The organism is Pseudovibrio axinellae (assembly GCF_900110875.1).
GTDB classification, from domain to species: Bacteria; Pseudomonadota; Alphaproteobacteria; order Rhizobiales; family Stappiaceae; genus Pseudovibrio; species Pseudovibrio axinellae.
In genome coordinates, this window is record NZ_FOFM01000001.1 from 732,188 (window position 1) to 750,885 (window position 18,698).

Sequence of the window (18,698 nt, forward strand, 5' to 3'; positions counted from 1 at the left end):
AACTACCGTAAAAATGACAAGGTCGCCACCAAGATCTTTATCCTTCTGCGAAATCTAGGAAATTTCCGATTTGTAGCCGTTCAAAATAGTTAACGTTCTGTGTGTTGCATTCAAGTTATCGCGCTCATCCGCAAAGCCTCCCGCTGAATTTAGATTGGCTTTTTTAATTTTTTTAGCGCTAACATATTGATGCCCGATTTGAGTATCACTCCTGCATAACAGGAAGATACTTGCTATCTGGCTATCCGGGGCCTCATTCCGGATATGCCTCACAATATTTGCAACACAACTTGTCCCAAGGGGACGGACTAAAATGACCTTCGGAACGACTGAACAACAAAAGAAAAACGAGAAACCTGATCTGGACAAGCTTTACCGTCCAGTGGGCATTCAGGCTGTCAATGCTGCAAACTGTTATTGTGGCAAACAGAAAGAGGCTTATCAGCCAAAAGTTCAGGAAGACTATCCCCTTCCAACGGACTGAGGCGTTGAGGTTTGCTGTAGCGTGATTATGGTTCTGCTTGATTGAACCAGCTAAAATAGCACCAATCACACCAGTTACAGCCGCATCGCATGTCTACCTCTTATCGGCAGCTTCTTAAAGCGCGTTCATTCGCGGAGCGAGCATTAAGTTCCTCTTATGAGAAAAGGCGACCCGCAGGACTGCGAGCCGCCTTGATCTTTGCGCGCCTTCACGGGCCAAACGATCGTCAACATTTTGCCAGAACGGTGAAACGCCCCAATCGGGTTGTCGCGTTCCACCCTCCCTAATTCATTTTACGGGTAAAGGCGCACTTTATCCCAGTCGTCTTGTGCAGTTTCTCTCTTAAAGACAAACCTGTCGTGCAGACGGAACGCACGATCATGCCAAAATTCAATTTCCAGCGGCTGCAAGGTACATCCACTCCAGTATTCTGGACGCGGAATATCCCCTACAGCGTATTTAGCAGCATATTTGGCAACTTCTTTTTCCAGCGCGAAACGACTTTCCAGCGGGCGGGATTGCTTGGACGCCCAAGCGCCAATGCGACTTTTGCGAGGTCTTGAGCTGTAGTATTCATCAGCCTGATCTTCTGTCACGCGCACAACATTCCCGCGAACCCGAACCTGCCTGCGCAAGCTTTTCCAGTGAAAGCACAAGGCAACCTTAGGTTGTTTACTGATTTCAATCCCTTTTGTACTTTCGAAGTTGGTATAGAAAACAAAACCCTGTGGACTGTAACCTTTAAGTAGTAACATCCGTACATTAGGCATGCCATTCTCGTCTACAGTCGCGACAGACATGGCATTGGGATCATTGGGCTCGCTTTTTTCTGCAAGCGCTAACCATTCGCCAAACAGTTGAAAAGGCACCTCAGCGCTTTCAGAGTAACTATTTGTAAACTTTTCTTCCAGATTTTGGATGTCACCATTCATGGTTAATTGTCCTTTAGGATCCTCAGACTTTGGATGGCCCAGAATTCGTTGGAATAACGGATTCAACCTGAGGTTCTAGTGGTAATATGGCAGTTTTGTATAGCAAGTTAACCCTTTTGCGCCAGTCGTGTTTTCTCTCGACCGCATTCTTGCTGACGCTTCCTGCCTGCACACAAATGTCCATATCCGTGAATAACAGTGACTATCAAGAACCTCTCAACCTGACCGAGACAGTTGATACCAAGCAAAAAGTCGCGGACAGCGAAATTCATCGAACTGATCGTACCGTTATTACGCAAACTATCGAAGAAGCCCTTAATGTGGGAGATCAGCATCGCTTCGCGCCGATGGCCTGGACCAACCCTGTGAGCGGCAACAGCGGAACGATTACCTCTTTGATGTCCGTAGACAAAACTGGCAGCATTCCAGGGTGTACTGATTTTGTTACCAGTGCAAATACCATTGGCGGCGTGAGAGCTTACCATGGTCGCAGCTGTCCGGATATCAATCAGAAAATGACAATTGTCCAGCTTGCACCGTTCCAAGATGATACAACAACGGTTGAATAACTCCCCAAACGTTTAAGTTCTACAAAACATGATATTACCCAGCACATTAAAAGTGCTGAAATACTCACCTTAGATTAGCTAAGTTCGATTACGGCTGCTTGCGCCCGATCAATTGCCCCGTTATGTAAAGGGGAGTTGTAACCTGCCCTAATTTCTATTTGATGGATGACAATGAGAGACCCATATTCTGTTCTTGGTGTTAGCAAAAATGCCAGCGAGGCCGAGATCAAGAAAGCGTTCCGCAAACTGGCGAAGAAGTTTCATCCAGACCAGAATGCAGATGATCCGAAGGCCAAGGAGCGCTTTTCCGAAGCGAACCAAGCCTATGAGATTTTGGGCGATTCCGACAAGCGCGCGCAATTTGATCGCGGCGAGATAGACGCAGAAGGTAAACCCAAGTTTTATGGCGCCCCAGGCGGAGAGGGTTTCTCAGGCTTTCGTAACTCTGGTCGACGTGGCGGTTTTGGCTTTGAACAGGGCTTCGGTGGCGGTCAAGGCGGCGGGCCTCAGGATGCTGGTGGCTTTGACGACATTTTAAATGATATTCTTGGCGGCTTCGGCGGCGGCAAACGCCGCAGTGCTGGTGGTGAGTCTCAGTTCCACGCTGGTCCCAATAAGGGCGCAGACGCCAATCTTATTGCCCGCGTAACACTTGAGGACCTGACCAACCTTGGCAAGGTTCAGGTTAAACTGCCAAGTGGTAAGACCGTAAACGTCAAAATTCCGGCTGGCACTCAGAGCGGAGACAAGATTCGCTTGAAGGGGCAAGGGTTTGCTGCTGCAAGGAGTGGACAGGCTGGAGATGCACTGGTTGAGGTTCGTATCTCAACCCATAAGCTGTTTAAGGTCGATGGTGCTGATGTGCGGGTGGATGTTCCGCTCTCCCTTTATGAAGCTGTGCTTGGTGGAAAAGTTCGCATTCCTACCCTAAGCGGTGCGGTAAACCTGACAATTCCTGCCAACACCAGCAGTGGGAAAACCATGCGTCTTAAAGGCAAGGGCCTGCCGAAGAAAGAAGGAGGGCATGGCGACTTACTTGTCGGTCTTGAGATTGCACTGCCTGAGCAACCCGATGAAGAGCTGGAAAACCTGATGAGAGCCTGGAAAGAGGTCAAGCCATATACGGCTAGAGGCCCAGAGTTCGGTTAATCAACAACACATAGTAAAGGCGGGTTTCCCCGCCTTTTTCTTTGCCCCGTTTAAAGCGGGCATAATGTCTTCACGACAAAGCTTTACGCTTCGATTGCTTCCAGGCTGGCTGGCGCAACGCTGTCATCTGGAACGAAGAAATCCTCTTGCAGATTGCTCTTCGGATTCACACGGTATTTGTCAAAATCGTTCATACCGTTTTCAGAAAGCAGCGTATCATCAATGAAGAAGTTGCCTGTGGTTTCTGCTGCTGGCTTTGAGAAAATCAGGTGAGCGGCATCTGCCAAAATGTCTGGTGTACGGCTTGCCTGTACCATTGTATCGCCGCCAAGCAGGTTCTGAACGGCAGCAGTTGCAATTGTCGTACGCGGCCAAAGCGCATTAACGCCAATCTTCTTCGGACGAAGCTCTCCAGCCAGCCCCAACACAACAAGGCTCATACCGTATTTGGCAATTGAATACGGTGTATGGTTTTTGAACCACTTTTCCTGCATATCCAATGGCGGGGACAGCATCAGAATATGTGGGTTCTCAGATTGTCGCAGATAAGGAATTGCCAGCTTTGAACAAAGCAATGTGCCGCGTGTATTAATCTGGTGCATCAGATCAAACCGCTTCATTTCAGTCTGTTGAACTGATGTCAGGTTGATTGCACTTGCATTATTGACGAGAGTATCAATTCCGCCGAATTTTTCTGCGGCGGCCTTCATGGCATTGCTCACGCTCTCTTCATCGCGGACATCCACAACGAGCGGCAATGCTTGACCACCAGCTTCCTCAATTTCCTTGGCAGCTGTGTAGATCGTGCCTTCCAGCCTCGGATGCGGCTCTGCTGTTTTTGCAGCAATAACAATGTTTGCTCCATCCTTCGCTGCTCGTTTGCCGATCGCAAGACCAATTCCACGAGATGCGCCTGTGATGAAAAGCGTTTTACCCTTAAGACTACTCATATTCCCCCCACTTTGTGTGGATGCTGTGCGGAGCGTTACTCCGCACTGGACCAATTAAGCTTTGCTCATAAACTTCGTGAAGGCTTCGCGCGCTTCATCAGACTTAAGCAGTTCCCCGAAATAACCCATTTCTTCGAATATACGCTTTTCGATCACTTCGCGCTTTCCACGCATCAGTTCTCTGGAAATACGCAGAGCATTTTGTGGCTTTGCGGCAACTTTTTGCGCCATCGCAATCACCCGCTCTTCGAGCTCTGCTGGTGCTACGATGTGGTTTACAAAGCCTGCTTCCTTTGCCATTTCAGCAGTGAAGCTTTCGCCCAGCGCAAACAGTTCAAATGCCTTGTGGTACCCCATAATTTCAGGCCCGAGGAGTGTGGAACCAGCTTCTGGGATGATACCAAGGTCGGTGAAAGGCGTCTTGAAGAGCGCATTTTCTGTTGCAAAAACCATTTCAAAGTGAAGCAACATTGTTGTACCGACACCAACAGCTGGGCCATCTACACCAGCAATCACTGGTTTGGACGGTTGGTGAAGGGCACCAAGGAACTTGCCAACACCGCCAGCTTCGAGGCCATCACCTGACATCGCCGCCTTGAGGAAGTCTGCAATATCGTTACCTGCGGTGAAAGCGCCTGGGCGCCCCAGCATGACATGACAGCGAATGCTTTCGTCTTCGCTTTTCAATGCTTCCGCCATATCCATGTACATGGCTTGTGTCAGTGCATTTTTCTTTTCAATGCGATCCATGCGAATGATCTGGACTGCACCGTCCCGTTCAATACTGATCATATGTCCCTCCCAAGGTGATCGAGCGAGGCATAATTGCCCCTGTTTTCAATAAATTCATCTAACTCTCACATGAGCTGATCTGCCGACCTGTGGCTTAGGCAAGCTCAGCTGCATCAAATGCAAGAATTGCTTCTGACGCACGGGTCACGTCATCCTTCAAAGGAGCACTTTCGCCCAGAACCGTTTCTGCAAAGCTGCGTACCATCAGATAACGTGGCTTCTTGTGTGCTTCTGGCGCGTTCTTAGAGGCCAGAGCGCCCTTTGCCAGCAAGCCGGCACCCAAAGTAATCCCTGCCAAGCGAAGGTACGGCGTGGCTCCTGCAAGGACGTCTGCGATCTTTCCGTCGGCCTGGGCTGCCAAAACCCATTCTGTTGCAGTCTCCAGGTCTGCCACTGCTGCATCCAGCTTAATGCCAAGATCACCTAGTTCGCCCACATTGTCAGCGTTCACGCTTGCTGCAATCTGTTTGATTTCGCTGATCAAGCTGCGAATCTGGTCACCGCCGGACATCGGAAGCTTACGCATCACCAGATCGATCGACTGAACACCATTGGTTCCTTCATAAATTGGAGCAATACGTGCATCACGAAGGTGCTGAGCTGCACCTGTCTCTTCAATGAAGCCCATGCCCCCGTGCACCTGAATGCCAAGGGAGGCAACATCCACGCCAATATCAGTGGAGAGTGCTTTTGCAATTGGTGTCAGCAAGCCTGCACGCTCTGCCCAGAACTTCTTCTGCTCAGCATCTGGTACTGCTTTGGCCATATCCAATGCATGAGCACAGGCATAACAGATAGCACGTGCAACCTGTGTCTGAGACTTCATGGAAAGCAGGGTACGCTTGATATCAGGGTGAACCGCAATTGGATCCATTCCGTCAGTCTTGGACCCGATACCCCGGCCTTGTTTGCGGTCTAAAGAATAAGCCAGCGCTTGCTGGAAGGCTCGCTCAGCAACACCCAGTCCTTGAACACCAACAGCAAGGCGAGCATTGTTCATCATCGTGAACATGCACGCGAGGCCTTTGTTTTCTTCTCCAATGAGCCAGCCAATCGCGCCGCCATTGTCACCAAAGGACATCGTACAAGTTGGAGAGCCGTGGATACCAAGCTTATGTTCGACACCTGCAACGGTGACGTCATTCTTCTCACCAAGGCTGCCATCGTCATTTACAAAGTATTTTGGCACGGCGAACAGTGAAATCCCGCGTGTTCCAGCAGGTGCATCTGGCAAGCGTGCCAGCACCAGATGAACCAGGTTCTCTGTCATATCGTGATCACCATAGGTGATGAAGATTTTTTGCCCAGAGATTTTGTAGGAGCCATCCCCCACAGGCACAGCTTTTGCGCGCAGGGCATTAAGGTCAGAACCGGCCTGCGGCTCTGTCAGGTTCATTGTACCTGTCCACTCGCCGCTGGTGAGCTTTTCAAGGTACTTGGCTTTGAGTTCTGGCGAACCGTGTTTTTCAATGGCTTCGACAGCGCCTGTGGTCAATGTCGGGCATAGCGTAAACGCCATGTTCCCTGCGTTCCACATTTCAAAAACAGCGACGTGCAACATGTTCGGCAGGCCCTGCCCACCATATTCGGGATCACCTGTCAGTGCATTCCAACCGCCTTCGCGCCAACGCGTGTATGTCTCTTTCCAGCCAGGTGACGTTTTAACGCTTCCATCGATCAATTGCGCTGGATTTTCATCTCCAACCTTATTGAGAGGCGCGATCTCTTCTTCAGCGAACTTGGCCGCTTCATTCAAAATGGCTTCGATCAGATCCTCAGAAAGCTCTTCCTGTCCAGGCTGTGCCTGTAGCTGTCCCAGACCTGCCACTTCTTTTAGTGTGAAGGTGATTTCACTTATTGGTGCGCGATACATTTTGTCTTCCTCCTCTCTAGCGACTTGACGAATTGGCATTTGCCCATCAAAACGCCGCTACAGAAATTTTCCTGTTTGGGACAGTAGTGCGATTAACCTATACGTCAAGCATCCCTTAAAGGCAGGTAACCCCCTACATTCGTCTTAGTAAGAAAGAAAAGGCATGAAACTCTGGCGCTTGAGCCCCTCTGATCCACAGCTGGAAGAGATGCAAATTTTCCAAGATATTTGCGATGCGCTGAGCGATGGGAAACTCGTGGCCATACCTACCGAAACGGTATATGGGCTTGCTGCTGATGCCACGAACGGGAAAGCCTGCGCTGGTATTTATGAGGCCAAGGGGCGACCGAGTTTCAATCCGTTGATTTCGCATATAGACAGCCTGGAAGCTGCACAAACACACGCTTTTTTTGATGATCGCGCGCTTAAACTTGCCACAGAATTCTGGCCCGGACCGCTGACGCTTGTATTGCCGAAACTGCCGACAAGTCCAGTCTCAGACCTGGCGGTCGCCGGCCTGGAAACAATTGCCTTACGGGTTCCACGCTCTGCTGTCATGCGTGCCTTGTGCAAGCGCACCGGACTGCCTCTTGCCGCACCCTCAGCCAACTTGTCGGGCCGGATCAGCGGTACGACCGCGACTGATGTTATCAACGATCTTAAAGATCACTTGTCTTACGTCATCGATTCCGGAGCGACGCCTGTTGGCGTTGAATCAACCATTGTATCGCTTGTGAGTGAACGACCAACGCTGCTTCGACCAGGCGGACTTGCACGTGAGGACATTGAAGCGGTTCTGGGTGAGCCACTCGCACGTGCAGGAACCGATGACAGCGCACCGATGGCGCCGGGAATGCTGACTTCCCATTACGCACCGAACTCGCATATCCGCCTCAACGCAGACTATGTGACCGAATCTGAAGCACTGATCACGTTTGGCACTGACCTGCCAAAAGGCGCAGATAAAGCAGCTAGGCTGGTGTCTCTTAGCGACTCAATGGACCTTACCGAAGCAGCCGCCCGCTTGTTTACGGCCCTGCGGTTGGCAGACCTTGGGAGAAATAGAAAAATCGCAGTCATGCCGATCCCTCATCATGGATTAGGGGAAGCAATCAATGACCGGCTGGCCCGTGCAGCAGCCCCGCGCGAATAGGGGAAGGAAGCGCATTGCAATAAGGTACCGCTTTGCGCAATTCTTCGTTTTTCTTTGAATACGACTCCCTACAAACCGTTGAAGTCACAGGATAACTCCCCCTGAATACTTTGGGTTTATTGTGGTGATTCTTGCATTTATGCAACACATCAAGAATAGGTATAAAATATCTCCTATTCTCGCCAGTATAAATTGAAGGTATTGGCGCATAAGTGACGTGCAATTTTCAAGAATTCATCCAATATTACATTCATGAACTTCTTCGAGATGTAGCGGACCTCCCCCACGAGCAACATAGTTTGCTCGCACCTTTATCCGGGGCTGCGTGTTATGCACGCACTCCGGATTTTTCTTGCGCGTTTCCCTACAACAAGGAGTTATTCCGTTAAGGCATAAACTCCTCAGATCTCCTCCACCTCATCCCAATTGCCAAGTTAAACTCGTCGGCTATACAATTGACAGAACACCCAGCATTGTGGAGTGGTATACCTAATGGGACCCGTTTCTCGCCAGAGCGGGTTCAGGCACCTTCGCAATTCGTGTTGGTTGTCGATTATAAACCTGATTTCATTTTATACGGGTTCAATATCTTGAGTACATTGCTGCTGCACCATCAGGCTTTTTTAAATCACCTTACACCGCTCGGTCACCCTGAACGGCCAGATCGTTTGCGTGCGATTGACCGCATGCTTGAGAACGAGCGTTTCTTCATGTTGGATCGGGATATTGCACCATTTGGAACCTTTCAGGATATCGCCAGGGTCCACAGCTCCGATTACATCAACTCCATACACAACATGAACCCTGAGGAAGGGGTGATTGATTTTGCCCCAGATACAAACTTGTCTCCTGGCAGCTGGGAAGCGGCCATGCGGGCAGTTGGCGGCTCTACGCGCTGTGTCGACGAAGTGATGAGCAAACGTGTTTCCAATGCCTTTGCAGCGTGCAGGCCTCCTGGGCACCATGCAGAAACGTCTGTCACATCTGGATTCTGCTTGTTTAACAACGCCGCTATTGCAGCCCGCTACGCTCAAGATGTTTATGGAATGGAGCGCGTGGCAATTATGGATTTTGACGTTCACCACGGTAACGGAACCCAGGAAATTTTCTGGAACGACCCAACGGTGATGTATACGTCGACCCACCAGATGCCGCTGTTTCCTGGCACTGGTGCCATGAATGAAACAGGTGAGCACAACAACATTGTAAATGCTCCTCTGACAGCTGGTGATGATGGAACCCAGTTCCGTGAAGCAATGGAATACGCGATTTTGCCACGTATCCGCGACTTCTCCCCTGATCTTATCATCATCTCTGCTGGGTTTGATGCGCATGAGCGTGACCCTATTGGCGGTTTGCGCCTGACCGAGATGGATTTTGCATGGGCGACCCGCAAGCTCATCGAAATTGCCGACGAGCGCTGTGAAGGCCGGGTCGTTTCCCTATTAGAAGGTGGGTATGATCTGGAAGGCCTTGCGCGATCGGCTGCAGCTCATGTAATGACATTAATGGATTACTAAATCGAAGTGCTCCCACTTCCATCTGAACAGAGGACATATTGGTGACAGAAGAAGCAGCTGGTTCCATTGAAAACCTATCCTTTGAGCAAGCATTGGCTGAGCTGGAAACCATTGTACGCAACCTGGAGCAGGGAAATGTTCCGCTTGAGAAGAGCATCGAACTTTATGCACGCGGAGAAGCATTGCGCGAAAAGTGCGATAAGCTGCTTAAAGCTGCAGAAGAGAAAGTGGAAAAAATCCAGATGAATTCTGCTGGCCGTGCTGTTGCGACCGAAGCGCTGGACGAATAGACAGCAACGCTTTCTGGAACTTTGACCCTGTCTTTGCAAAGACACCGGGAAATTTCCATTGAACCTGTATGATCTTTTTTTCAACAGACCCCACTTTGAGTGGGGTTTTTGTTTATTTTGAAACCACAGAAGTATCTGCGCGTGTTGAAAGGTACAATTTAAATTACTCTCTATTATTTACCCAGCTAAATAAGATCACTGGTAAATAATGGTGCGCAACATGCCTCCTCTTTTGAAAATAGCTTCAAGCTTTAGGCACACAGCAGTTCTATCTGAGATATTTCACGTAATATAACTAGGTATAAAGCATAGAAAATATCGCATAATCGATATTGTATTCTAGTTATTCGAGATAAATATTGACAATTTTCTCAAGAATATTATGCCGACAAAAAAAGGGGGCCGCGAAAACCGCAGCCCCAAGTCGATCACTGTGCACGTGGCCCCATCGACCACCCACATGACATAGGACGTTTCGTCGCAGATTGCATCACCCCATGGGGTGAAAAGACTGCACTTTATACTAGCAAATGAAAATAATTCGCACACACTTGCACTTTATATTGGGATTTTGTGGTGGTTCCTACAAAAGGACCCAGCATAAACGATCAATATTTGACGACAAGCAATTGCACAGAGAGCGGCCTTGCTATAATCGTGTTCAATTACGGTAGACTGTAGTGGAGGCCTTTTTAGTGCTGAGTGCGATGGTCGGATCAATCCGTATTGAGCTATCAAATAGTCATAAGACCCAAGAAAACCCAAATGTCCCTGCTAGATCAAATTCATAACCCATCTGATCTCAAAAAGGTCCCCGAAGACCGCCTTCGACAAGTCGCCGAAGAATTGCGAGAGGAGATGGTTGATGCTGTTTCTGTCACCGGGGGGCACTTAGGGGCCGGTCTGGGTGTCGTTGAGCTCACCGTTGCGCTTCACCATGTCTTTGACACTCCCAAAGACCGCCTGATCTGGGATGTGGGGCACCAGTGCTATCCACATAAAATCCTGACAGAGCGTAAAGATCGCATTCGCACCTTGCGTCAGGGTGATGGCCTGAGTGGCTTCACCAAACGCACTGAAAGTGAATATGACCCATTTGGTGCAGGACACTCCTCCACCTCTATTTCCGCTGGCCTTGGCATGGCAGTTGCGCGTGACCTTGCTGGCGGCGACAACAATGTGATTGCTGTTATCGGCGATGGCGCAATGTCTGCAGGCATGGCTTACGAGGCCATGAATAATGCAGGTGCATTGAACTCACGCTTGATCGTTATTCTTAACGACAATGACATGTCGATCGCACCACCCGTTGGCGCCCTATCAGCGAGCCTTGCACGTCTTGTTTCCGGCAAAACCTATAAGGGTTTACGCGAAGCAGCCAAACAAGTTGCAAGTGCACTACCAAAGCCATTGCAGGAGAAAGCAGCGCAAGCTGAGGAGTTTGCTCGCAGCTTCTTTACCGGTGGAACCTTGTTTGAAGAGCTCGGCTTTTATTATGTGGGGCCAGTTGACGGTCATAACCTTGACCATCTGCTACCTGTGTTAAAAAACGTGCGCGATGCAAAGGAAGGCCCAATCCTTGTTCATGTGGTAACACAAAAGGGTAAGGGGTATTTGCCTGCTGAAAACGCAAGCAACAAGTATCACGCTGTTGCCAAGTTTGATGTTGTTACCGGCAAGCAGTCCAAACCAAAACCAAACGCTCCGGCCTATACGCGCGTGTTTGCCAATGCCTTGATTGCAGAAGCAAACAAGGACAAAAAAATCGTCGGGATTACCGCTGCGATGCCAGATGGTACCGGGCTTGATGTGTTTGAAAAGGTGCACCCGACCCGCATGTTTGACGTGGGTATTGCAGAACAACATGCTGTAACTTTTGCAGCTGGCTTAGCCTCTGAAGGTTTCAAGCCGTTTTGTGCGATTTACTCCACGTTTCTTCAGCGCGGATATGATCAGGTCGTGCATGATGTTGCGATCCAGAAGCTGCCTGTGCGCTTTCCAATTGATCGCGCTGGCTTGGTTGGTGCTGATGGCGCAACCCACGCAGGCGCCTTCGACACAGCGTTCCTATCTTGTCTGCCTGGCATGGTCGTTATGTCTCCGGGCGATGAAGCTGAACTCGTTCATATGGTTTCAACTGCCGCAGCTTATGACGAAGGTCCAATTGCCTTCCGTTACCCACGCGGTGAGGGAATTGGCATTGACCTTCCTGAGCAAGGTGTTCCGCTGGAAATCGGCAAGGGACGTATTGTTAAAGAAGGTACCAAAGTTGCCCTGCTCTCTTTTGGCGGGCGTTTGAGCGAAGCTTTGCGTGCAGCTGACACGCTTGATGCTGCTGGTCTTTCAACCACCGTTGCTGATGCACGTTTTGCAAAGCCTTTGGATACGGACATGATTGGCCGTCTGGCAAAAGAGCACGACGTCCTCATTACAATTGAAGAGGGTTCCATAGGCGGCTTTGGAAGCCAGGTCCTCCAGTTCCTTTCAGACAATGGATTGCTAGACGGCTCGCTTAAGATCCGCAGCATGATCTTGCCGGACGTTTTTCAGGATCATTCCAAGCCAGAGCTTATGTACAAAGATGCAAAACTGGATGCTGATGGAATTGTCCTTCGTGTCTTCGAAGCCATTGGCAAAGCAAAGGATTTGCCGTTAAGGCTTGTTTAGAGCGTTGCATTTGTGTTCATAACTCAGCAAATGATTAAGTGAGGGGCAGCTTTTGCTGCTTCTCTAGTTTTATTTTTGAATATGACATGTAGTGTAAAGCCAGTTTTATAGTGTTGGCTGGTACGCTCATGATCCTGCTGTTTGCAACTTTTGCGTCCTTAATGCTGTCTACAGTCCTGATTCTTGCAGGACACGGCCTTTCTTCGACGCTCATACCACTCAGAGCAGACCTAGCTGGTTTCGGCAATCTCCAGATCGGCCTTATCTCCTCCAGCTTTTACATTGGCTTTGTGTTTGGTTGCCTATTTGGCCCTTATCTGATTTTGCGCGCTGGCCATATTCGTGCGTTTGCGGCACTGGTATCGCTGATGTCAGCTGCAGCGCTGCTCCACCCCATCATGATCGATCCAATTGCCTGGGCGCTATTCAGGGCGATTACCGGACTTTGCTTTGCGGGCATTAATCTGACCGTTGAGAGCTGGCTGAACGACCGTGCGACCAATGATAATCGCGGCACCGTCATGTCGCTCTATATCATCTGCTATCTGGCTGCGACGATGAGCGGGCAGCTGATGGTGACCGGTTTTGAAATTACAACATTCGTCCCCTTCGCTATCGCTTCTATTTTTGTCAGCGTAGCAGTTGTTCCAGTTGTTCTGACCCACGCTGCACAGCCTGCTCCCATTACGCTTGTTCGGTTCAGGCCGGTCAGACTTTATCAAACTTCGGCTGTCGCTCTGATCGGCTGTTTGCTGATTGGTTTAGCAAACAGTTCCATGTGGGCATTGGCCCCACTTTACGCCGCTCAGGTCGGTTTCAGCATCAACGAAGCTGCCTATTTTGCAGCGGCGATCGTTTTGGGCGGTGCGGTTACACAATGGCCGGTCGGACGCTTATCTGACCGGGTGGATCGCCGCTTCATTATTCTCCTGCTTGGTCTTTGCGCTGCGATTGCTGCCATGCTGCTATTCTCGCTTGAAGGCAGTAGTTTCTGGACCACGTTCTGCGTCTTCATTGTGCTTGGAATGGCCAGTCAGCCAACCTATGCAATTGTGGCTGCACACGCCTTCGACTATGTGGAGCCTGAAGATTATGTTGAAACCTCTTCTGGTGTTTTGATGTCGAACGGCATCGGCTCGATGATCGGGCCGACCATTGCCGCTGGCCTCATGTTCATCATTGGACCAAATGGCCTCTTTGTCTGGGTTGCCCTCGTGGAGGTTGCACTAACCCTCTTTGTGATAAGCCGCCTGTTCATCAGTCCAGCTGATGAGGATCTGGAAAAGACCGACTTCGAATACGGCGCAACTTCAAACATGGGTGCCGTCCTAACCCCGGATCCACTCGATATTGAGCATCCCTACGTTATTCCGCCCGAGGAATTTCCTGCCTATGAGCCAGTTGAAGGGATGGCGTCAGAAGAAGTTGGTGATTTGCCAAATCGCAATGATGACGACGATGACCAGTCTATAGTCGATGAGACTCAGGATAATTCCAGATCTCAATCGGACTGAGTGTAGACACAGTCATAGGAAGCTACTAAGAAAAACGGATGGTCAAGCCGAGTAACACATTACAAGTACTCAGAAGCGAGCGGCATCCGCTTGTTTTGCTTGCCAGCATTGCGATGCTGGCGCGAGTACTGTTGCTTGCCTTGAGCCTTTCCGGTGCAGCTGTAGACCCAGCTGTTGCAAGCCTTGGCGAATTATGTACTCCCTCAGGAAGTTCACATATTGCGAAGGTTGAAGGTTCGACTCACTCCGAAAATCCGCTCGGTGTGGGATGTGATTGCTCATTCATGTGCCCGCACACATCCAAACAGGCGAGCTACTTTTCGTTCGAACCTGAGACTTGGAAGAGCCCTTCCCTTGTCGTTGCAGGCTCTCTTTCCCTTGATATTACTCTTGGAAACGCAAGAAACCTTCGGGGTCATAATTTCCACATCCGTGCTCCCCCTGTCTCCTAGGTTCTCAACAACACCGACTTAACCTAGTTCGACAGTACTCCCCTGCGCACTTTTGCAGGTTGGAGCAATTATTTGGATGTTAATTATGAAAACACGTGCTCTTCTTGTTGCAGCAGCTCTCGTTGCCTTCGCTGGTTCCTCCGCTTTTGCAGACAGCGTTGAACATGGCAACCTGACCATCAAAGACAGCTGGACCCGGGCAACCCCACCCAATGCTAAAAGTGGTGGCGCTTTCGTTTCCATCACCAACAATGGCAATGAAGATGCGCATCTTGTTGCTGCAATTTCTGACCATGCAAAGCGCACAGAAATTCACGAAATGAGCGTAAATGACGGCGTCATGAAAATGCGTAAGCTGGATGATGGTGTTGTTATTCCAGCAGGCGAAACTCTTGAGCTGAAACCGGGCAGCTATCACGTGATGTTTATGGGGATCAACCAACCCTTCAAAATGGGTGAGGAACTCAAGGTCACACTTCAGTTCGAGAAAGCAGGCCCGGTTGAAGTGACTTTCCCTATCATGAAGATCGGTGCAAAATCTGGCAAGATGCACCACTAACCAATTGTAGTGTGTACGGGTAGAATAAGATGAACGTTGCGAAAACAATTCGATATGGAGCGTGGGCAGCTGTAGCACTGCTTGTTGCTGCAGTATCAGCTGCCACAGTGATGAAGCTGACTGGCGATGATATCCCACAGGCGGCTACTGTACAGATCGGTGGCCCTTTTGAACTCGTGGATGGCAAGGGGCAAGTCTTTACCGACAAGAACCTAAATGGCAAACCAACCTTGATGTTCTTTGGCTTCACGTACTGTCCTGATGTGTGCCCAACAACGCTGTCAGACATGCAGGGTTGGATTGAAAACCTGGGCCCACAAGCCGATGATCTGAATTTCGTCTTCGTCAGCGTTGATCCTGAGCGCGACACACCAGATACCATTGCAGATTATGTGGCTGCTTTTGATAGCCGTGTCGTTCCGCTGACCGGCTCTGTCGACCAGGTCAAGAAGGTCGTCAAAGACTATCGCGTTTATGCAAGAAAAGTACCTTTGGACGATGGTGACTACACCATGGATCACACCGCAGCAGTTTACATGCTCAACGGTGATCTAAATTTTGTGGGCACCATCGGCTATCAAGAGCCTGAGGATACAGCCATGCCTAAGATCAAAAAGTTGCTTGGTAGCTAAGTTAAGTTTAGGGTGTCTGAAAATTCAGGCACCCTTTTTTGGATAGACATATGAAAGATCACGCAGTTTTATATGCTGGTACAGCTGTTCTGCTTACACTGCTGATCGCTGCCTGTACTGCCCTTTGGATACGCTATGGCAATTTGCTTTTCTCTGACAAGCTGTTAAACGCACTGGCTGGTTGTTTCGGGCTCTAAGCCCCCTCAACTTGACTAAACATCCCTAGGCTCAGGTGATCTATGCGGCTTGATCAGTTCCTCGTTGAACATGGCTATTTTGAAACGCGCGCCCGTGCGCGTGATGCAGTTCTGCGCAATACAGTTTTCATTGATAACGCTCCAGCAAAAAAGCCTTCGCAGAAGGTTTTAGAGGGGCACTGCGTCACTATCAACGACCCTGCTGCACAGTACGTTTCAAGGGCTGCTCTTAAACTTCTCAAGGCTTTGGAGGAGTTCAAGCTCTCTCCAGCTGATAAAGTCTGTTTGGATATTGGCGCGTCGACCGGGGGGTTCACCCAGGTTTTGCTGGAGCATCATGCAAAGGTTGTTCATGCAATTGATGTTGGGCATGACCAGCTTGCGGAGCGGATTTCTGAGGATCCGCGCGTTATCCGCAAGGATGGCTTAAACGCACGAGCGCTCACGCTTGACCACCTGGAAGGTCAAGCACCACAATTTCTTGTGTCTGATGTGAGTTTCATTTCCCTCAAACTGGCCCTTCCCCCAGCTCTGGACCTTGCAGAAGACGGTGCACTGGGTGTCTTTTTGGTGAAGCCACAGTTTGAAGCGGGCCGTGATCGTATCGGCAGAGGCGGGCTTGTTGCTCCTGAAGTTGCAGAATATATCGCGCAGGACCTTCAGGATTGGATGAACGAGCAACCGCACTGGTCTGTTGTTGGCTTTACATCTTCGCCGATCAAAGGCGGAGACGGCAATGCGGAATATCTCATGGTTTGCCAAAAGCACAGGTGCTAAAACACAGGCAATTCCACGGATGTCTTCAGTCTAACTGATAAACGGATTGCATGTCTTGGCGGGGGGCTGTAAACGCAGTGCCATGTCTAAGAAGCCTGAAGCCACTATAGAAACTCTCCGCATTTCCCGCCTTGCCCACAAAGGCGATGGCGTTGCTGAAACCGAAACCGGTCAGATCTTTGTTCCCTTTACACTTGAGGGCGAACTCGTTAGCGCCAAAGTGCAAGGTCAACGAGCAGAGCTGAAAGAAGTCATTGAGCCAAGCGAACAGCGTATTGCCCCTGTTTGCAAGCACTATGGCGCTTGCGGTGGATGCTCTTTGCAACATATGGGCGAGGCTTCTTACAAGGAATTCAAACGTCAGCACGTCATTGATGCGCTTGCTGCACGTGCCCTCGACGTTCCGGTTGATGATGTTGTGCTGTGCGATAAGGGGAGCCGTCGCCGGGCTGTATTTGCAGCTGTAAAAGCAGGCCACAAGGTTCTGTTCGGCTACCATACCGCCAAATCCAACATGCTTGTCGACATTGAAGAATGTCCTGTAATTGCACCTGAGATTCTGAAAGCCGTTCCCGGACTTCGTAAGCTGGCCGGTGAAATTCTGTCCCACAAAGGTGAATTGAAGTTCACAGTGACGACCACGCAGAGCGGGTTAGATGTGGCGATCACCGGAATGGGCAAGAACAAAGAAAAACGTTATTTCGATTTGTCTCAAGCTGCGGTCGCCAATAATCTGGCACGCCTGACTGTTGATGGTGAGACTATTATCGAGATCCGCGCTCCCTTACTGGTTATGAGCGGCGTTTCTATCCCTATTCCGGCCGGTGGCTTCATTCAGGCAGCACTGAGCGCTGAACAGGCCATGGGGAAGTTACTTGAAGAAGGGCTTTCTGGGTGTAAACGCGTTGCGGATTTGTTCAGCGGTGCAGGAACACTGAGTTTCAAAATTGCGCAGAAATCAAATGTGCATGCAGTTGAAAGCGAAGCTTCTTCCTTGAAGTCGCTTATGCAAGGCCTTCGACAGGCTCAGGGGCTTAAGAAAGTGACGAGTGAGCGTCGCGATTTGTTCCGACGCCCGATCGTTGCCAAAGAGCTGGACAACTTTGGCAAGGGATATGACGGAGTGGTGTTTGATCCTCCACGCGCAGGTGCCCTTGCTCAGGCTCAAGAGCTTGCTAAATCACCGGTGAAGAAGATTGTCGCCGTGTCATGTAGCCCGGCCAGCTTTGCTCGTGATTTACGCGTACTGGTAGATGGTGGCTACAAAATCAAACGCGTGGTCCCGATTGATCAATTCCTCTACTCCCCTCATGTTGAGGTGGTCGCATTGCTGGAACGGGTTTCCTAACACCCTACAAGCTGGCGGCAAAGAAACGCTGATTTGCCGCCACACTCTCATATCTACTTAATACACGCCGCATGTGCGACTGCGTTACACAAGCTTCACAGCCGGTCACTATGCTTGTCTCGTGTTCAAAACGATCAGGCAGGCGAACCTTTGCTCAAAGGGCTTTCAGTTTTTGCAGCGGTACTATGCATTTTACTAGGCGTTCTAACGGTCTGGACGCCCATTCCAACGGGAATACCACTGCTGGCTCTCGGGATCGTTTTACTCATTGCCAGCAGCCGCAGTTTTGCGAAATTCATCAGGCGTCACCGGAAGAATTTCAGCTTTCTAAATCGTGCCCTGCACTGGGTCGAGGTCCGCACCAGTGGGCGGTTTAGCAAAATTATTCGCAGGACCCGCCCACGCTATTTCAAGAAACAACAGGGTAAAACCCCGCCCTCTTCAAAAGATAAATAAGCGTAGTGCCGCATAGCTTTATCGTATTTCCATCACCTGGACGACTCAGTTAAAGTCTCCTTCCCAAAAGCAGGAGCACATTATGCCAGCCTACATTGTTGTCGACACGAAAATAATCGATCCAGTTTCCTATGAAGATTATAAGTTACAGGCTCGTCCGATTGCTGAGCACTACGGTGGCATCTACCGGGCACGTGGCGGCGAGATGGATATCGTAGAAAACGATCTATGGACACCGCACCGGCTTGTTATTGTTGAATTTCCCGATATTGAGAAGGCTAGAGCGTTTCTCAATAGCCCGGAATACGCGCCTGTGGCTGCAATCAGGCATAAAGCTGCGGAGTGTAGCCTGACGATCATCGACGGGGTGTAACTTTGAAAATG

Annotated in this window: 19 protein-coding genes; 15 read left to right on the forward strand and 4 right to left on the reverse strand. The window is 49.9% G+C overall.

Annotated elements, in window-relative coordinates; all coding sequences use genetic code 11:
• The first annotated feature begins 313 nt into the window (after window positions 1-313).
• Window positions 314-484, forward strand: coding sequence for a hypothetical protein (locus BMZ51_RS24020; protein ID WP_175484983.1), 171 nt, complete (start codon window positions 314-316; stop codon window positions 482-484).
• A 293-nt stretch (window positions 485-777) separates the two neighbouring features.
• On the opposite strand, the gene pdxH is transcribed toward BMZ51_RS24020, so the two are convergent.
• A complete protein-coding gene (gene pdxH, locus BMZ51_RS03315) occupies window positions 778-1,416 on the reverse strand; it encodes a pyridoxamine 5'-phosphate oxidase (protein WP_068006054.1) in 639 nt (212 codons plus the stop codon).
• An 86-nt stretch (window positions 1,417-1,502) separates the two neighbouring features.
• On the opposite strand from pdxH, the gene BMZ51_RS03320 reads away from it, so the two are divergent.
• Together BMZ51_RS03320 and BMZ51_RS03325 are read left to right on the forward strand one after the other, a co-directional pair.
• The gene (locus tag BMZ51_RS03320; RefSeq protein WP_074881756.1) at window positions 1,503-1,985 is read left to right on the forward strand and encodes an RT0821/Lpp0805 family surface protein; all 483 of its coding nucleotides are present in this window, start codon (window positions 1,503-1,505) and stop codon (window positions 1,983-1,985) included.
• Window positions 1,986-2,156: 171 nt separating this feature from the next.
• Window positions 2,157-3,134 (forward strand): DnaJ C-terminal domain-containing protein, encoded by a 978-nt coding sequence (locus BMZ51_RS03325; protein WP_068006378.1) that lies wholly within the window; start codon window positions 2,157-2,159, stop codon window positions 3,132-3,134.
• An 83-nt stretch (window positions 3,135-3,217) separates the two neighbouring features.
• On the opposite strand, the gene BMZ51_RS03330 is transcribed toward BMZ51_RS03325, so the two are convergent.
• From BMZ51_RS03330 to BMZ51_RS03340, 3 genes are all read right to left on the reverse strand, one after another.
• The gene (locus BMZ51_RS03330) at window positions 3,218-4,084 is read right to left on the reverse strand and encodes an SDR family oxidoreductase (protein WP_068006053.1); all 867 of its coding nucleotides are present in this window, start codon (window positions 4,082-4,084) and stop codon (window positions 3,218-3,220) included.
• A gap of 54 nt (window positions 4,085-4,138) precedes the next feature.
• Window positions 4,139-4,876, reverse strand: coding sequence for a crotonase/enoyl-CoA hydratase family protein (locus BMZ51_RS03335; RefSeq protein ID WP_068006052.1), 738 nt, complete (start codon window positions 4,874-4,876; stop codon window positions 4,139-4,141).
• 94 nt (window positions 4,877-4,970) lie between these two features.
• Window positions 4,971-6,749, reverse strand: a complete 1,779-nt coding sequence (locus BMZ51_RS03340; protein ID WP_068006051.1) for an acyl-CoA dehydrogenase — start codon at window positions 6,747-6,749, stop codon at window positions 4,971-4,973.
• 163 nt (window positions 6,750-6,912) lie between these two features.
• Between BMZ51_RS03340 and BMZ51_RS03345 the strand changes: the two genes are divergently transcribed.
• The 12 genes from BMZ51_RS03345 (at window position 6,913) to BMZ51_RS03400 (ending at window position 18,687) form a co-directional block, all read left to right on the forward strand.
• Complete coding sequence (locus BMZ51_RS03345) at window positions 6,913-7,902, forward strand: L-threonylcarbamoyladenylate synthase (protein WP_068006050.1); 990 nt, start codon at window positions 6,913-6,915, stop codon at window positions 7,900-7,902.
• 599 nt (window positions 7,903-8,501) lie between these two features.
• Window positions 8,502-9,422, forward strand: coding sequence for a histone deacetylase family protein (locus tag BMZ51_RS03350; RefSeq protein WP_068006376.1), 921 nt, complete (start codon window positions 8,502-8,504; stop codon window positions 9,420-9,422).
• 38 nt (window positions 9,423-9,460) lie between these two features.
• Window positions 9,461-9,712 (forward strand): exodeoxyribonuclease VII small subunit, encoded by a 252-nt coding sequence (locus tag BMZ51_RS03355; RefSeq protein ID WP_208979234.1) that lies wholly within the window; start codon window positions 9,461-9,463, stop codon window positions 9,710-9,712.
• 765 nt (window positions 9,713-10,477) lie between these two features.
• Window positions 10,478-12,379: a 1-deoxy-D-xylulose-5-phosphate synthase gene (gene dxs, locus BMZ51_RS03360; RefSeq protein ID WP_068006048.1), complete on the forward strand. Its 1,902-nt coding sequence runs from the start codon at window positions 10,478-10,480 to the stop codon at window positions 12,377-12,379.
• A gap of 128 nt (window positions 12,380-12,507) precedes the next feature.
• Window positions 12,508-13,893, forward strand: coding sequence for an MFS transporter (locus BMZ51_RS03365; protein ID WP_068006371.1), 1,386 nt, complete (start codon window positions 12,508-12,510; stop codon window positions 13,891-13,893).
• 38 nt (window positions 13,894-13,931) lie between these two features.
• Window positions 13,932-14,345: a hypothetical protein gene (locus BMZ51_RS03370; protein WP_068006047.1), complete on the forward strand. Its 414-nt coding sequence runs from the start codon at window positions 13,932-13,934 to the stop codon at window positions 14,343-14,345.
• Between the two features lie 85 nt (window positions 14,346-14,430).
• Complete coding sequence (locus tag BMZ51_RS03375; protein ID WP_208979235.1) at window positions 14,431-14,904, forward strand: copper chaperone PCu(A)C; 474 nt, start codon at window positions 14,431-14,433, stop codon at window positions 14,902-14,904.
• A gap of 29 nt (window positions 14,905-14,933) precedes the next feature.
• A complete protein-coding gene (locus BMZ51_RS03380) occupies window positions 14,934-15,536 on the forward strand; it encodes an SCO family protein (RefSeq protein ID WP_068006043.1) in 603 nt (200 codons plus the stop codon).
• Window positions 15,537-15,586: 50 nt separating this feature from the next.
• Window positions 15,587-15,733: a hypothetical protein gene (locus BMZ51_RS24025; protein ID WP_162551813.1), complete on the forward strand. Its 147-nt coding sequence runs from the start codon at window positions 15,587-15,589 to the stop codon at window positions 15,731-15,733.
• Window positions 15,734-15,775: 42 nt separating this feature from the next.
• Window positions 15,776-16,510, forward strand: a complete 735-nt coding sequence (locus BMZ51_RS03385) for a TlyA family RNA methyltransferase (RefSeq protein WP_068006042.1) — start codon at window positions 15,776-15,778, stop codon at window positions 16,508-16,510.
• An 82-nt stretch (window positions 16,511-16,592) separates the two neighbouring features.
• The gene (locus BMZ51_RS03390) at window positions 16,593-17,858 is read left to right on the forward strand and encodes a class I SAM-dependent RNA methyltransferase (RefSeq protein ID WP_068006040.1); all 1,266 of its coding nucleotides are present in this window, start codon (window positions 16,593-16,595) and stop codon (window positions 17,856-17,858) included.
• 538 nt (window positions 17,859-18,396) lie between these two features.
• Complete coding sequence (locus BMZ51_RS03400; protein WP_068006038.1) at window positions 18,397-18,687, forward strand: DUF1330 domain-containing protein; 291 nt, start codon at window positions 18,397-18,399, stop codon at window positions 18,685-18,687.
• Window positions 18,688-18,698: the final 11 nt, after the last annotated feature.